The following is a 14,999-nucleotide window of genomic DNA, read 5'->3' as shown; positions in this document are numbered from 1 at the left end:
CCCGCTTTCTGCAGGGTTGGCTGGGGTGGTGAACCCTCGGCCGCTCTGCCGTCACGGAGTATTGCGATCTGCCCCATCTCGTTCGTTGCTCTTGCATCGGGGTGTTCAGCCGCTTGTGATTGCGGTGGCGTCAGGCTGGGCGGCCGGTGCTGTGGCAGTCGCACGGAAGTCGGTTGCTGGGCGGGCGGCATTCTTCTGTCGAGCCTTGGCTTCTCGTCGGCTTCGGATGAGCATGGCTGTGAGGGTCAGCAGGATCCCTGAGGTCGCCCAGACGCCCAGCCGGATGATCGGACCTGTGACCGCCGCGCCGTCGAAGTACTGGACGGACCGGAGGAGGTCGAGCGCGTCTCCCTGGGGGAAGACGTAGTAGAGGGTCTGAAAGAAGTCGTTGAGGAGGTGAATGCCGAGCGGGCCTCCCGAGGATGTGTTGCCGAGGACCACCAGTGCCAGGGTCATGATCAGTGCCGCGATGGTTCCCCCCAGAGCGGCCACGCCGGTGACCGCGCCGCCGATGGCGACGGCGGTCAACCAGAGAACCGCGAACACGGCTCCGGGATCGACGGTCACCGCATTCAGGCCCGAGTCGATCCAGACGGTGATCGACCCGGCGAGAATACCTGAGTAGGCGACGAGGACCACGCTGCGCTCGACGAACTTCGCCGAGGTGTCGACGGTGCCGAGGATGCGCCCGAAGATCGTTGCGCCGAGCGCCGCCCCCAAGCCTGCGAAGAGGATCGCGTAGAACTCGATGGAACCGACCGGGTCGTTCTGCGCCAACGGCGCAAGATCAGTGGTCTCGTTTGTGGCGTTCAGCTCTCCGGCGATGGAGTCTCCGATTCCGGAGACCGCCTGGCTGAGACCTCGCCCCCCGCCGCTGGCGACATACGTGGTGACAGCGGCGCCGGCCCCGGGGGAAGGGAGAACGACAGCGCCGTCCGCGTCTCGAGCCAAGACAGCGGCCTGGGCCTCCGCCTCCGAGGCCACTACCGTGATGTCGAGGGAATCCTGCTGTTCCAGAGCGACGATCGTGCCCGCATCGCCTGTCACAGCCAGGTGCACGTTGTTCGGTGTCGGATTGCCGAACGCGCTCGAATAGCTGGTCAGCATAGCCATCGCCAGGAGCAGGATGGCGACACCGCCGAGGATCACGTTCCTGTAGCGGTGCATGGATCCCGGGCCCTCGGACGTCAGTGGGCCTCCTGCCACCGCAGCTTCGAATTCCGGGTGCGGCGGAGCATCTCCCCGATGCGGTGCCGATTCGATGGCGTGCGTCATATCTTCTTCCTTACAGTCGTCAACTAAATGACAAATGTACATCATTGGTCCGAGTCTGACAAGATGGACCCATGTCAGAGCAATTGGAGACGGCCCTAACGGGCCCACCTCGAGTGGACCCGCGAGTCACCAGGACTCGCGCTGCCCTTATTCGAGCGTTGACCGCTCTCGTGACCGAGTCGCCCAAAGGCGAGGTGATCTCCATGAGCGCGGTCGCGCAGCGGGCCGGTTTGAGCCGGCAGGCACTGCACAACCACTACAGCAACGTCGGTGACCTCGCGACGGACGTCTGGATCAGTCGGCTGCTCGGTGATCGGCAGGTCCTGGATCAGAGTGCTGCGAACCTTGGGCTTGCCCTCGCCGACGCTGTCCGGGAGAGCGGGATCGAGCCGCTTCTGGCGGCCGGTCGAACTGATCGCGAGTTCTTCGACAGGCTCCGTGCGATCCCTCGCGGCGAACGAGTCGCCGAGGTACTCGCGGCGGCGGTCACTACCTGGCTGACGGAGTCGGACCGCGATCCCACCCGATCCACGATTGCACTGACCGGAGATGCGCGGATCTTTGCCATCGGCGGGATGGTGGCGCTCGTGTCCACATGGCAGATGGCCGCCGAGCCGCCGAGTATCGCCCACCAGGTCGCGATGCTTCGCACATTCGCGGCCTCGGCCGCCGTGGCCGCCGCCGGCTGAGCTCGCCCAGAGGTTCGGGATGGGGCTGGGTCCCGTCCGGCGGCTGGGCCCCGGACGGGATTGATGTCAGCCGTCGTAGGCGACGTAGTGCAGCTCTGCATCCCGTCGCTCGTCGTAGAGCTTCACGTAGGACTGCGCGATGACGTCAGGCTCAGCATCCGGGCGACCGCCACCGATCAGGGCGGTGATCGCGACGAAAGCGACATAGACACCAGTATTGGCAAGGGCGGTGTTGAGATTGAGTGTCCAGTTGCGGAGTCCGGCTGCAGCGATGTTGATGTTGCCGCGAGCCGGCGTCGGGGCGAGGGAGCCGCCACCCGTCGTCACGAGGACGGTCCCGGTGCCGCGGGCGACCATGTCCGGCAGAACCGCGCCGATCGCAGTCACGGCGCCGCCCAGGTAGAAGTCGAGCTGCGGCTGGAGGTTCTCCACGGTGACGTTCAGGGCGTCGACGGATTTCAGGGTCCGGTCGGCGGGCGAGAACTCGAGCACGTCGATGGGGCCGAGTGTGTCCCGGATCGACCCAAGTGCCTTCGTGATCGTGGCGGGCCGGCTGATGTCGGCGGCGAAACCCTGGGCGTGGATGCCTTCGCCGGCGAGGGTCTGTGCGAGTGAGTCGAGCTTGGTCTGGTCGCGGGCGACGAGAGCGACCTCGAAGCCCTTCTGCCCGAAGGCGCGGGCGATCTCCAACCCGAGGCCGGGGCCTGCTCCGATGATGGTGATGAGTGGCATGATCTGTTCCTCTGTGGCCCACCGCCGAGCCTGATTCGTTCCGGTACGGTAAGTTGAGATGGTTCTCAACTCCTCGAGAGTCTATGTTGAGACAAGCCTCAATTTCTACTGGAGTCACCGTGACCACTACCCCGGGCCTGCGCCGAGACGCGCAGGCGAACCTCGAGAAGCTGCGTGCGGCGGCGGTGTCCGTGTTCTCCCGCCGGGGCCTGGCCGCCCCCCTGGAAGACATCGCCCGGGAAGCCGGCGTGAGCATCGGAACGCTCTACAACCGCGTCGGCTCCCGAGAAGAGCTCATCGATGCTGTGGTCGATGACATCGCCGGAGCGAAGCTCGCGACGCTCAGAGATCGGACATTGGCGGAGGACTCTCCCCGAGCGCGGTTGGAGACGTTCATCTCCGAGATGATCGGTCTGCAGCTCAGCGACCCGGCGATGAATGACGCGATGTTGCGCCGCTATCCTGACGCCGTGCTGCTCATCAATGCCTGTGAGCGGTCCATGGCGCTCGGGGCAGAACTCGTCGAGAACGCCCACGATGCCGGTGTGCTGTCGGAGGAGTTCACCCCAGACGACCTCATGACCGTGCTGTGGATGGCCGGGATGGCCAGCCGCGACCCTGGTGCCCCGAATGGCTGGCGTCGGGTCGTGGATCGCAGCATCTCCGCCGCCTGGACCGACTAACTGGATAGTCGACCTTCGGCACCCTGGCGCGGCTGCGAAGGCGTTGTGTCCTCCGGGCTCTGGTGCACATCGGGCTGCTGCGCCCCGCTCGAAATCGGCGAGAGAGCGGCGCTGTCGGCGCCATCGATCTCGAGGGATTCGGGAAGGATCTCCCGTTCGATCGTGGTGGCCAGGGGCTTCTCTTTGATGAACAGCAGTAGCACAGCTGCTGCGACGACCAGCGGGACCATGTAGAGGAACACGGGCGCGAGTGCGTCGTTGTAGGCGCCGACGATGACGTTTCGGACAGCATCGGGCAGGTCTCGTACCAGTGCGGGAGTGAACGAATTGCTTCCCCCCGCCGCTGTGGCGGCGCCGGCCGGAAGGCGCTGAGCGAGCAGGTCTGTGAGCTTTGCAACGAAGAGGCTGCCCACGACGGCGGTGCCCAGGCTGGCGCCGATCTGCCGGAAGTAGTTGTTCGTCGCGGTCGCGGTCCCGACCTGGGAACCGGGGAACGAGTTCTGCACGATCAGGATGAGAATCTGCATGCTCATGCCCAACCCCAGGCCCATGATCGCGAGGTAGGTGCAGAGGATCCAGATCTCCAACGACGGCGTCATCGTGGACAGGAGAGCCAGAGAGACGGCGATGACTGCCGTTCCTACGACGGGAAGCCACTTGTAGCGACCGAACTTGCTGACGAGCTGGCCGGAGACGATCGAGCTGACCAGCAGGGCAGCCATCAAGGGAATCATCAACAGACCCGCCTCCGTCGCGTCCACTCCCGTGACCATTTGTAGGTAGGTGGGGATGTAGGCGATAGCACCGAACATCGCGATTCCGGTGATCAGGCCGGCGACCGTGGTCAGGTTGAAGTTGCGGTCTTTGAACAGGTGAAGTGGCATGATCGGCTCGGCGGCGCGACGCTCGACCAGCACGAAGGCGATGCCCGCCACGATGGTCGCACTGATCAGGGAGATGATCACAGCTGAGTCCCAGTCATAGGTTCTCCCGCCCCAGGTGGTGACCAGGACCAGGCCGGTGGACGCAGCGGCGAGAAGCCCCATCCCGAGGAAGTCGACTGTGGGTCGCCCTGCTGTGTTCTTGGGCAGGTGGAGGAAGAGTACCGCGGAGACGATGGCGAGCACTCCCAGGGGAATGTTGATCCACAGGCCCCACCGCCAGCCAGGACCCTCTGTGAACCATCCCCCGAGCAGGGGTCCGGCGACCGACGAGATCGCGAACACCCCACCCATGATCCCCATGTACCGGCCGCGCTCGCGGGCGGGAACGACGTCCGCGATGATCGCCTGCGACAGGATCATGAGCCCGCCGCCGCCCAGGCCTTGCACGGCTCGACCGGCGATGAGCACGGTCATGTCCTGTGCCATTCCGCCGATGATGGAGCCGAGGACGAACAGGCTGATCGCGCCGATGAACAGCCCTTTCCGTCCGATCAAGTCGCTGAGCTTGCCATAGACCGGCAGCATGATCGTGGAGGCGAGGATGTAGGCGGTGGTCACCCACAGCATGCTGTCGACACCGTTGAGTTCCCCGACGATCGTCGGCAACGCCGTGGAGAACATGCTCTGGTCGAGCGAGGCGAGCAGCATGGTCAGGATCAGGCCGGCGAAGATGAGCAGGATGTGGCGTCGCGACGTCGGAGCTGTGCTGGTGCCCTGCTCGCTGAGGGATGTGTCGGTCATCGGTGTTCCGTGCCCTTCGGGTTGTGAGCTGGATCGTTGGTGATGCTGTGGATGAGTTCGATGGAGGTGCGAAGGAGATCCCGGGTGGACGCTCCCGCCGGCGAATCTACCCATCGACGTCTCACGTACTGCAGGACGCCTGTGGTCAGGGCGACAACCATCCGGGCCTCTTCCTCCAGCTCGGGCTGGTCGGCTGCGACTCGGCCCTGGATCTCGAAGCGGGTCAGGATGATGGCCACGAACTGGTCCTCGGATTCGCTCATGCGAGCCGTTTCCCTCATCAAGAGTTCTGGGGTGCGCATGATCAACGTTCGTCGGTCCTGGAACAGGGCTGCATCGGGTTCACGCTCCAGCAGCGAGGACGTGATCATGGTGAGGAAGTCGGCGAGGAGGTTCGAACCGCCCTCATGGGTGAAGGTGCGCACCTGTTCATCCCCCGGCAGGGGTGGCGCGCCTCCGAGAATCACCCCCTCCTTCGATCCGAAATAGTTGAAGAAGGTGCGCTGGGAGACCATGCTCGCCTCGCAGATCATGTCCACGGTGACGTTCTCGAAGCCGTGCTCGAGCGCAAGCGCAATGGCGGCCCGCTCGATGGTCTCCTGCGTCGCCGCTCGCTTCCGTTCGCGCAACCCGTCAACCATGTGCGACTCCGATCCGGTCGATTTGTCCGAACACGACATTCGGTGCAGTTAATGCATTAGTGCAGTGGCTGCATTCATGCAGTTTATGCATGAAAGCAGTCTCTGCACAAATGTGATTATCGATGTCTGATTTGATGTACTGTTGTCATTTACTAGACGCCTGTAAACTAGTTAACATTTGGAGCGCACGCAACCATCGGCGTTCATCAGAACAATCGGAAGGTCACCATGCCGGGCAAGATCGATGTGCATCAGCACCTGCTTCCGCCTCGTTACTTCGAGGCGCTGGCGGCAGCGGGAAGTCTGATGACAGGGAGTGGGGCGCAGGCAGTGGCCGGCGGTTCTGCGCAATGGAATCCGTGGGCGGAAAGTGGTGGGACCGCGGCGCGTCAGGGTCCGCGAACCGTCGGAGGCTGGCTGATGCCCGACTGGGATCCCCAGGCGGCGATCTCCATGATGGATGCGTCAGGTATCGAGACGGGGATTCTGTCGATCAGCGCACCCGGTGTGCACTTCGGTGACGACGCCGCGGCTCGCGACCTCGCCCGCGACCTCAACGACTATCAGGCTGAACTGGTCAGGGAACACCCTGACCGCTTCGGGCACTTCGCCGTTCTGCCACTGCCGGACTTCGACGGCGCAGTCACCGAAGCCGTGCGGGCCCTCGACGAACTCCACGCCGACGGCGTGCTCCTGCTGTCGAACGCGCACGGGCGGTATCTGGGGGATGCCGCGTATGAGCCGCTGTGGGCGGAGCTCTCCGCGCGCTCGGCCGTGGTCTTCGTGCACCCCACCGCGCCGCCGATCCCGCAGCTGCCGGGAATGCCCACTGCGCTGCTGGACTTCCCGTTCGACACCACGCGCACCGCCGTGGACCTCGTCGCGCACGGGGTGTTCGACCGCCATCCAAACCTGCGTGTGATCCTCTCTCACGCCGGCGGTTTCCTTCCCTACGCCGCAGACCGATTCAGTGCTGCCGCACTCTTCAACCCCGGCACCACGCCTGAAAGCATCCAGGCGGGCCTGCGGAAGTTCTACTTCGACACGGCCCTATCCGCCAGCCCCACATCGCTGCCGTCGCTGCTGGCGTTCGCGGAACCGGGCCACATCCTCTACGGAAGCGATTTCCCCTACGCAGACCCAGAGTGGAGTGCCCGTTTCGACCACGCCCTGGCCGTCTACGACGGCCCCGGCGCGGAACGGCTGGGGCAGGTGCACCGCTCCGCCGCCGAGAAGCTCTTCCCTCGATTGGCGAAATAAGTGCAATGACTGCGCGGCCCTACGTTCACCTTGAAATATGTCTTCAGACTCCCAGCCTTCACTGGCACCAGCAGTCACTGAGGCCAAACGGTGACGCACTTGCTCACAAACCAAACTGACGGTCTCGAACACGCGGCCCTGAGATCGCACGACGGGGGAGTGGCGACATCTACTGGCGCTGTCTTCTAAACCTTTAGGTTTTAGAGATACGAGTGACTTGCCGATGTCTGCCCTGGGGGCGTTGATGGTGGGGCGCGCTCGTGCTTTACTTGCTCGCACCGTTTGCATTCGCTTTATGCGTGTGACGGGTCGGTCATTCTGACGATGCACCGCCTAGTGAGCATGCGAGAGGCCGACCATGTCGAGTTCTGGTCACCGAGTGGCCCTGCTCGTGTTCGACGATATGAAGCTGCTCGACCTCGCCGGACCGGCTGAGGTCTTCGCTGAGGCGAATCACTTCGGTGCCGACTACCGGATGAGCATGGTCTCGGTCGACGGCCGCGACGTGCGGACCTCGATGGGGATGAGGATTCCCGTGGACTTCTCGGCCGCGTCGCGGGGGTCGTTCGATACGGTGGTCGTCACCGGCGGTGAGGCGTTTCCCGCGGGCGAGGTCACCGAAGCTCTGGCGTCGGCGGCGGTGAGTATGTCGGAACGCGCAGCCCGCACGGCGTCGATCTGCACCGGAGCGTTCGTGCTGGCCGCGGCAGGTCTGCTCGACGGCAAGCGAGCCACCACCCACTGGCATCACACACGGGAGCTCGCGCAGCGCTATCCCGGCATACGGGTCCAGCCGGACGCCATCGTGGTCGAGGACGACGCGACGTACACCTCGGCTGGTGTGACGGCCGGGATCGATCTGGCGTTGACGCTCCTCGAGCAGGATGAGGGCGCCGAGGTCGCGCGAGGTGTCGCTCGCGCCTTGGTCGTCTATCTTCGGCGGGATGGTGGACAGACCCAGTTCTCCGACAGTCTGCTCGCTCCGGTGGGGGAGGCGTCGCTCCTGCGCGTGGTGGTGAGCGCGGTCATGGCCGACCCGTCGGCTCAGCACACCGCCTCAAGCATGGCGGCGATCGCTCGGGTGAGTCCTCGGCACCTCTCTCGGTTGTTCAATGACGAGCTTGCGACGACTCCGGGCAAGTACGTGGAGATCGTGCGGGTGGACAAGGCGAAGTCGCTTCTCGATCTGGGTCACACCGTCACGCGCGTTGCCCAGGACTCCGGCTTCGGCACACCCGAATCGCTAAGACGCGCCTTCATCGCCCACCTGTCGGTGCCGCCGTCGGTGTACCAGCGCCGCTTCTCCTCCGCCGCCGGTCAGACCCGCGCCGCGTGAAGCGGGCGCGAATCCGATCGGGTCATCGTCAAGCTGCGCGCAGATCGTTACGACGCGAGAAAGTGCAGCAGGTGGTCGTTGACCTCGGCGGAATGGGTCCAGCCGAAACCGTGCGGAGCTCCCTTGATCTCGATGTATTCGCTCTCCGGGAAGACCGCGTGGAAGGCGCGACCAGTCACATCGATGGGCAGGATGCGGTCCAGCGTGCCCTGCATGATGAGGCTCCGGACTCCACTGGCGCGGATCTTCTCGATGTCTCCGCGGAAATCTTCGTGCCAGGCCGGCACCACAGCCCACGCGGCGCGCATGGAGCCGGCGGTGGCCACGTTCCAGCTGTTGGTCACCACTTCCTGGCTGACCCTGCTGCCGAGGTTCTCGTCGAGGTTGTAGAAGTCGCTGTAGAAGGCGGTGTAGTACGCGTATGGGTCGTCTTTCGCGGCGGTGACGAAACCGTCGAAAGCCTCCTGTGGGAGTCCGTTCGGGTTGTCATCGGTCTTCAGCAGGAACGGTTCGATCGGAGCGAGGAAGGCGATCTTCGCGAGGCGATCGGTCCCGTACTTGGCGGTGTAGCGGCCCACCTCGCCCGTACCCATCGAGAAGCCCACGAGCAGGACGTCGCGCAGGTCGAGGGTCGTCAGCACGGTATCGAGATCGGCGGCGAAGGTGTCGTAGTCGTAGCCGACGCTCGGCTGGCTCGACTTGCCGAACCCGCGACGGTCGTAGGTGATGACCCGGTAGCCGGCCGCGAGAAGCGCTCGCGTCTGAGGCAGCCACGACGCCCCGCTCAGCGGGTAGCCGTGGATCAGGACGATCGGCTGCCCCGCCCCGTGATCCTCGTAGTACAGGTCGATCGACGTGCTGTTCTCTTTACCCACTGAGATGACGGACATGATTTGTTTTTCCTCGCTGAAGTACGGAGCCGGAGGGCCCCTCGATATCACCCCGAATGAGGCGATGAACCCAGTCTCGGGATCGTGCCTATCCAGCGCCCCGCAGCCAGGGCCAGAGATCCCAGACATCCGGACGTGCATCCCTGTCGGCAGCGCGCGGACGTGGATCAATCCGGGGCCCGTCGTGTTGCTCGTTTCCGAAAGTCCACCAGGACGGTACCCATCACACCCCGCGGGTAGAGTTCAAGCTCATAAGCTCGCCCGCCTTCGACGCATGGCTAGGAAAAGTCGGCTCCGGAGCTGAGTCCGATGCGCACTGCAGAGAGTTCTTGCGCGATCTCGGCAACAATGAGTCCGGGCGGGTCTAGCGCATCACTATTGTCATAACGTCCATAATCAACGTCTATGTGCCGCATGTGTGCGCGGCCACATAGCTGCCGCCGTCAGTACGCTTAGCCGCAGCCGAGATGGGTGCGGCCGCCACGGCTGAATAGCTCAGCGCGGAGGCGAGCTGTCGCGCGACTTCTGCGGCGGATGCTGGGTTTTGTCCGCTGATGAGGTTGCGGTCGGTGACCACAATGGGAGCCCACGGTCCTCCAGAGACATACTGAGCGCCCTCGTTACGCAGGCGCGTTTCTAGTGTGAACGGTGCGGCGTCTTCGGGACCGCCCTGGTCTTCTTCTTCGTTGGAGAACCCGGTCATTTCGTAGCCGGCAAAAGTCCAGGGGTCCTTCTCGTCCCGTGCGCTGAGGAGGGCAACGGTTCCATGGCACGCAGTCGCGATGTAGGCGTCGTGGCTGTCTAGCGCGTTGATGAGGCGGCCGAGGTCTGCGTCTTTATAGAGGTCTTCCATGGGCCCGGTTCCACCTGGGATGAAAAGCGAGTTGATGCTGTCGGCGTCGACGTCCGCAAGGACCTCCGGTGTCTCCAATTGACGGGCAAGCCCCGCGAGGGCATCCTTCAACTCGGCGGTGCGTTCGGGTGATCCGGTCATCGACTCGTCGAGACTGTACGGCTGGAGTGGTGCTGGAGCTCCATCTGGTGTCGCGATGCGCACAGTTATGCCTGCAGTGGTCAGGATTCGGTACGGATCCACGACCTCTTCGGCCCAGAAACCAGCCGGGATTGTCGACCCGTCTTTCATGGTCCAGATGTTGGATGCGGTGATGGCGAAAAGTACGGTTGGCACGGGGTGCTCCTTGTTCGAGTTGGTGTTGTCCGGTCTGTGTGGCGCGCTTCGAATCTGTGCTCGGGGCGAAGGTGTTGTGTCATCGGCCGTTGTTGATGCGGGCAAGCATCTGGTAGTACCAGCCGGCGACGAAGGGGACGGGTACGAGCACGAAAGCGATCAGTCCGGCGAGCGGTATGAAGAAGCCGATAAGGGTTGCGAGGGCGTAGCCGATGGCGATTGCGAATGTGGTGATCTGGCTGAGCTGTCGATACCGGGGTGAGAGTGCTCGGCGGAGTAGTAAAGGGTGGTGGACGACGTAGAGCCAGGTGAAGCCGTGGATGAAGGCCGCGACGGTGAGATGTAGCCCGTACTCGACGACGGCGAAGCGGGAAGTGGGGTATCGCCCCAAAAGCGCTGCCGAGAATGGCACGAGGGCAATCGTTCCGAGGAAGACGAGGTTCAGCCAAATGAGGGGGTGGTTGGCGACCGCGATGTATTCGGATTGGGCGCGGTTTCCGAACCAGAGAATGCCGAGCGTGGCGAAGGTGAGTGCGTAGGTCAGAAGGGTGGGAACGACGGCGAGGAGTTGCGTGCCGAGGGAGGATTCCGGGCCATCCGGAATGCGCACTTCGAGCACGATGATGGTCATGACGATCGCGAAGATGCCGTCGTTGAGGGCTTCTAGTCGTCGCGGTGAGCCCTCGCCGGGTGGTGGGGCCCGCATCGTCTCGGTCATGGGCTGACGGTTGCGGGGATGGTCGGTATCCGGACTCCGGTCAGTAGCTCCAAGTGGTCGAGAAGTTTGTCTTGGAATGAGTGTTTGGTAGCTGATGGGTGGGCGGTGGCCAATTTCTGGTGGAAGAAGTAGTGCCCGGAAACGAGTGCCTGCGGGTCGTCGCTGACGGCGAGCCAGAACTGGGTGACGTGGGCGAGGGCGAGGTCGTCGGGTGCTCCTGCTCCGCCCATCCTGGTCGCAACCCAGCCTGGCTCGAGTGCATTGGTGAGCGTTTCGGGCCGGAGGCGGGCCATGGAGAACGCGAGCGTGGCATCGAAGAGTTTGCTGTCGTTGTAGGCCTGATATCCGTTCCAGGGTCGCGAGTTCCAGTCGATGTCGTGGAGGCTGTCGTCGCCGGAACGGTGAAGGCCGCTGCTCATGTAGACCAGTCGTTTTGCTGGCGTCATCCACGCTGTGAGGAGATACGGGGCCAGTACGTTCACGGCTAGCACTCGTGCGTGCCCATCAGTCGTGGTGTTCCTCGTCGGTTCGCGGAACCCCAGGCCGGCGTTGTGAATGACTGCGTCGAACGGGCCGAGCTCGTTGGCTTGATCTGCGACGTTTCGCACCTCGACTGCCTGCGCGAGGTCGCCCGTCACGGTGCCGACCGCAGCCGGCACCTGGCGGCGCGCTTGCTGGGTGCGGCTCTTGTCTCTGCCGTGGATGACAACGGCGTGGCCCTCGCTGGCGAGTAGTTGGGCTGCTGCGAGGCCGAGGCCGGTACTGGAACCGGTGATGAATACGCGAGCCATTTTTTCTCCTTGCGTCGGGCTATGTGATTAGACGAGAGGTGCGCCGCCATCGACCGGAATGCTCGTTCCGGTGGTGAAGGTCTGTGTCATGGCGTACAGGAAGGCTTGGGCGACGTCGGTGACTTCCCCGATGCGGCCGGCGGGGAGAGTGGCTCCCTGCTGCTCGTACATCTGGTGGCGGTCTGTTTCGGTCATTGCGTCCCAGAGGGGGCTTCGGATGATGCCCGGCTCTACGCAGTTGACCCGGATGGGGGTGAGTTCAATGGCGAGGGCTTTGGTGAGGCTGGTCACTGCACCGGAGATGCTTGCTCCAAGGGACCAGCCGGCCCCCGGTCGGGTGCGGGCGGAGCCGCTGGTCAGGGTTATCGAGCCTCCAGGATGGAGGTGAGGCGCAGCGGCGCTGATCGTGGTGAGCGCGCCGAAGTAGCGGACTTGAAAGAAGTCCTGTGCTGCAGAGATGTCCATTCCGATGATGGGAGTCACGGTGAGTGGTTCTCCGGCGGTATAGACGAGATGGTCGATCTCGCCGAGATCATCGAAGAAGGCGGTGACAGTTTTCTTGTCGAGAACGTCGATCGTGTGCCCGGTGACGGGGCCATTCAGTACGGCTAGGGCTCTGTCGATGCTGGCCTGACGACTGGACACGATCATGACGTGCGCGCCCGCGGCAAGCGCCGATTGGGCGGTTGCGAGCCCGATTCCGGAGCTGCCACCAACGATGACGATTCGTTTGTTGCGGAGAGTCATGACTGCCTTTCTGGGATGTAGCGGTGGTTGATGGCGTGGTTCATTCGGCAGATAGGAACTTCGCGGCAACGTGCCCCCAGCTCGAGAGCTCTTGCGGGGTGCTCGCCACGCGCAGCTCCGCGCCCGGTATCGCGCTTGCGAGTTCCATCGCGGTCTCTTTCGGGTGCGTGGGGTCACCGGTCCACGCGAGGACCAGAACGGGCAACTGCAGTTGGGCGAGGGCCTCTTTTGATGGGAGGTCTGAACTTCCCGCACCGCGCAGAACGTGCGGGAGGAGGTCGTTGTTCACATCGAGAGGAGGTGGGTATCCGGGCAGGGCGGCGAAGATGGGCGGCACTGGATATGTAGCCAGCAGCTCTCCGAATGCAGCCGCGCCTGCGGACTCAGCGAGATCCGCTGTCTGTCGATACTTCTGGGCTTGCGCGGCTCTGCTTGCCCACGCCGTCGGTGGGGAGGTGAGGACGAGACGAGTGAAGTGCTGCCCGGGTAAGACGGCTGCGTGAAGAAGTGTGGCTGTTCCCATCGACGAGCCAATGCCGGCTACGGGCACACCTGATGACAGGCTTTTGATCAGGGCGAGGAGATCGAGCGCGAGACTTTCCCACTGGTAGTCCGTATCGACGGGAGAGCCAGTGGATTTGCCGTGCCCTCTCGCGTCGTAGCGCACGAGCGTTTTGCCGGCGTCGGAGATGGGTTGCCAGTCGAACTCACCGGCGTGTTCTTGCGCCCACGAGCTTGAGGTGAGGGCGTGCGCCCACACTGCAACCGGTCCGGTCCCGGTGGCGGTGTAGGCGAGGTGCACGTCGCGAATTGCGGCGGTCTGTTGCTGGCTCATCAGTCTTCCTTCGCGTGGGGTCCAATGGTGGGGGTTGTCATACGAAGTAGGCGTCCATCATGGGGATGTCGCTGATATAGGTGTCGATGCGGGATGCCTTGTCGCCGACAAGGGTCACGGCTGATACGAGGTATTCGTCGAGGGTGAGGCCGTTGTGTGTGCCCGTGTTGTGAAGCACCATTGCTACTCCGTCCGGGCTGACCATCCCGTTCTGGATCTCGATGCGGACGTCGAAGCTGGACAGCTTTGCCAGACGGGTGAAGATTCCGTCGACGCCGACGGTCTCGCCGGACACGGCGTTGTCGCCGGGGAGAGCCCACACGACGTCGTTATGGACGAGGGCTGTCAGTTTGGTTTTGTCTTGCGTGCTGAGTGCTGAGCGGAGGTCGTTGACGAACGTCGCGCGGCTTTCGTATGTGCTCATGTGATTCTCCTTATTGGGTGGGGCGGATGTCACGAGCAGCTAAGGGGCCGCGGCGTGTGCGGGTGCGCCCCCAGACGGCCCAAAGAAGTGGGCCGAGGAGCGGAAACAGGATGGCGATTGTGACCCAAATACCGCGCTCGAATCCGCTGAGTCCGGGTGTTCGGATGATGCTCACGACGGCAAGAACCCAGAGCGCTATCCATACGACGGTGACGGTGACGAGTATGACGACATGGGTGCCGTCGACGTCGTTCATGAGACTGTGGTCAGTGTTGATGCTTCCCGGGCCGCCCAGTCCGCGAACGATGCCGCGGGACGGCCGAGGACGCGCTGCACTCCATCGCTGAGGTAGGCGTCGTCGCCGCGACGGATTCCGTTGAGCATTGCCATGCGCCAGGTTATGTAACCCTCGGGGGTTCCGTTTTGGCGCAGTCGGATGGTGTGAAGGTCGGGGTCTTCGTCGTAGAAGTTGATCGTGAGCCCGGCGTTGTCGCCGATGATGGCAGCTGCTTCGTCGAAGGTGTGTGCGGCTGGCCCGGAGAGGGCGATGGTGTCGTATTTCCAGGAGGCATCTGCCAGAACTGCTGCTGCGACCTGGGCGATATCTTCGACGTCGATGAACGGTTCTGCGCCGTCGGCGACAGGGCTCGAGATGATTCCGTCGACGGGGACGAACATCGCTTCCGTGAAGTTCTGGGCGAAGTGCGAGGGTCGGAGGATTGTCCACGGAATGAGGCTGTTGCGCACGGCTTTCTCTGCCGTGGCGACGGCACCACCGGGGAGGAATTCAACGCCTCGGGCGGACAGCAGCACTGTGTGGGTGACACCGCTGTCGTAGGCGACGGTGAGGAGGCTGCCGAGGTCGGCGGACCAATCACGGGCAGATCCCGGGCCGACGATGAACATTCCATCGATTCCGTCGACTGCTCCGGCGTATGTCTCGGGTTTCGTCCAGTCGAAGATGACATCGCCGGCGCTCCGGCTGGCGGTTCGGGCGACGTGGCCTCGGTCGCGGAGCTCTTTGGTGAGGCGGCGGCCGACTTTTCCGGTGCCGCCGATGATGAGGAACGTGCTCATGAGGTGCCTTTCAGGCGTGGAGGGAGG

17 protein-coding genes are annotated in these 14,999 nt (G+C 63.7%); 4 read left to right on the top strand and 13 right to left on the bottom strand.

Translation table 11 applies throughout. From position 1 onward, the window contains the following. Positions 1 to 105: 105 nt before the first annotated feature. Entirely contained in the window at positions 106 to 1,275 is a 1,170-nt protein-coding gene (locus ITJ64_RS05215) for a hypothetical protein (protein ID WP_194679673.1), read from the bottom strand. Between the two features lie 170 nt (positions 1,276 to 1,445). Between ITJ64_RS05215 and ITJ64_RS05210 the strand changes: the two genes are divergently transcribed. Further along, positions 1,446 to 1,964, top strand: coding sequence for a hypothetical protein (locus ITJ64_RS05210; protein ID WP_194679672.1), 519 nt, complete (start codon positions 1,446 to 1,448; stop codon positions 1,962 to 1,964). Between the two features lie 66 nt (positions 1,965 to 2,030). On the opposite strand, the gene ITJ64_RS05205 is transcribed toward ITJ64_RS05210, so the two are convergent. Then, positions 2,031 to 2,765, bottom strand: a complete 735-nt coding sequence (locus ITJ64_RS05205) for an SDR family oxidoreductase (protein ID WP_228507685.1) — start codon at positions 2,763 to 2,765, stop codon at positions 2,031 to 2,033. A 50-nt stretch (positions 2,766 to 2,815) separates the two neighbouring features. Here ITJ64_RS05205 and ITJ64_RS05200 point away from each other — a divergent pair, with 50 nt between their 5' ends. After that, the gene (locus tag ITJ64_RS05200; RefSeq protein ID WP_194679671.1) at positions 2,816 to 3,379 is read left to right on the top strand and encodes a TetR/AcrR family transcriptional regulator; all 564 of its coding nucleotides are present in this window, start codon (positions 2,816 to 2,818) and stop codon (positions 3,377 to 3,379) included. On the opposite strand, the gene ITJ64_RS05195 is transcribed toward ITJ64_RS05200, so the two are convergent. Further along, on the bottom strand, positions 3,376 to 5,064 hold the full coding sequence (locus ITJ64_RS05195; protein ID WP_194679670.1) for an MDR family MFS transporter: 1,689 nt from the start codon (positions 5,062 to 5,064) through the stop codon (positions 3,376 to 3,378). The genes ITJ64_RS05200 and ITJ64_RS05195 overlap by 4 nt on opposite strands. Then, complete coding sequence (locus ITJ64_RS05190; protein WP_194679669.1) at positions 5,061 to 5,705, bottom strand: TetR/AcrR family transcriptional regulator; 645 nt, start codon at positions 5,703 to 5,705, stop codon at positions 5,061 to 5,063. Before ITJ64_RS05190 ends, ITJ64_RS05195 begins: the two co-directional genes overlap by 4 nt. 228 nt (positions 5,706 to 5,933) lie before the next feature. On the opposite strand from ITJ64_RS05190, the gene ITJ64_RS05185 reads away from it, so the two are divergent. Continuing rightward, on the top strand, positions 5,934 to 6,965 hold the full coding sequence (locus tag ITJ64_RS05185; RefSeq protein ID WP_194679668.1) for an amidohydrolase family protein: 1,032 nt from the start codon (positions 5,934 to 5,936) through the stop codon (positions 6,963 to 6,965). Positions 6,966 to 7,344: 379 nt separating this feature from the next. After that, positions 7,345 to 8,301: a GlxA family transcriptional regulator gene (locus ITJ64_RS05180; RefSeq protein WP_370545046.1), complete on the top strand. Its 957-nt coding sequence runs from the start codon at positions 7,345 to 7,347 to the stop codon at positions 8,299 to 8,301. A 47-nt stretch (positions 8,302 to 8,348) separates the two neighbouring features. On the opposite strand, the gene ITJ64_RS05175 is transcribed toward ITJ64_RS05180, so the two are convergent. The 9 genes from ITJ64_RS05175 to ITJ64_RS05135 all read right to left on the bottom strand — a co-directional run bounded on the left by ITJ64_RS05175 (position 8,349) and on the right by ITJ64_RS05135 (position 14,972). Then, positions 8,349 to 9,191 (bottom strand): alpha/beta fold hydrolase, encoded by an 843-nt coding sequence (locus ITJ64_RS05175; RefSeq protein ID WP_194679666.1) that lies wholly within the window; start codon positions 9,189 to 9,191, stop codon positions 8,349 to 8,351. Positions 9,192 to 9,594: 403 nt separating this feature from the next. Beyond that, positions 9,595 to 10,380: a type 1 glutamine amidotransferase domain-containing protein gene (locus tag ITJ64_RS05170; protein ID WP_194679665.1), complete on the bottom strand. Its 786-nt coding sequence runs from the start codon at positions 10,378 to 10,380 to the stop codon at positions 9,595 to 9,597. A gap of 79 nt (positions 10,381 to 10,459) precedes the next feature. Next, positions 10,460 to 11,098: a TMEM175 family protein gene (locus tag ITJ64_RS05165; protein ID WP_194679664.1), complete on the bottom strand. Its 639-nt coding sequence runs from the start codon at positions 11,096 to 11,098 to the stop codon at positions 10,460 to 10,462. After that, entirely contained in the window at positions 11,095 to 11,889 is a 795-nt protein-coding gene (locus ITJ64_RS05160; RefSeq protein WP_194679663.1) for an SDR family NAD(P)-dependent oxidoreductase, read from the bottom strand. Before ITJ64_RS05160 ends, ITJ64_RS05165 begins: the two co-directional genes overlap by 4 nt. 27 nt (positions 11,890 to 11,916) lie before the next feature. Continuing rightward, positions 11,917 to 12,636 carry an SDR family oxidoreductase gene (locus tag ITJ64_RS05155; RefSeq protein WP_194679662.1) on the bottom strand — a complete coding sequence of 240 codons (720 nt, stop codon included), beginning with the start codon at positions 12,634 to 12,636 and terminating at the stop codon, positions 11,917 to 11,919. Positions 12,637 to 12,676: 40 nt separating this feature from the next. Beyond that, the gene (locus tag ITJ64_RS05150) at positions 12,677 to 13,471 is read right to left on the bottom strand and encodes an alpha/beta fold hydrolase (RefSeq protein WP_194679661.1); all 795 of its coding nucleotides are present in this window, start codon (positions 13,469 to 13,471) and stop codon (positions 12,677 to 12,679) included. Positions 13,472 to 13,508: 37 nt separating this feature from the next. Beyond that, positions 13,509 to 13,895, bottom strand: a complete 387-nt coding sequence (locus ITJ64_RS05145) for a nuclear transport factor 2 family protein (RefSeq protein ID WP_194679660.1) — start codon at positions 13,893 to 13,895, stop codon at positions 13,509 to 13,511. Positions 13,896 to 13,905: 10 nt separating this feature from the next. Next, a complete protein-coding gene (locus ITJ64_RS05140) occupies positions 13,906 to 14,151 on the bottom strand; it encodes a PLDc N-terminal domain-containing protein (RefSeq protein ID WP_194679659.1) in 246 nt (81 codons plus the stop codon). Next, a complete protein-coding gene (locus ITJ64_RS05135; protein WP_194679658.1) occupies positions 14,148 to 14,972 on the bottom strand; it encodes an NAD(P)H-binding protein in 825 nt (274 codons plus the stop codon). The genes ITJ64_RS05140 and ITJ64_RS05135 overlap by 4 nt, the downstream gene beginning before the upstream one ends. Positions 14,973 to 14,999: the final 27 nt, after the last annotated feature.

The organism is Herbiconiux sp. VKM Ac-1786 (assembly GCF_015350805.1).
Classification (GTDB): Bacteria; Actinomycetota; Actinomycetes; order Actinomycetales; family Microbacteriaceae; genus Herbiconiux.
Note: the sequence above shows the minus strand (reverse complement) of the source record. Positions and strands in the feature narration are given on the sequence as shown.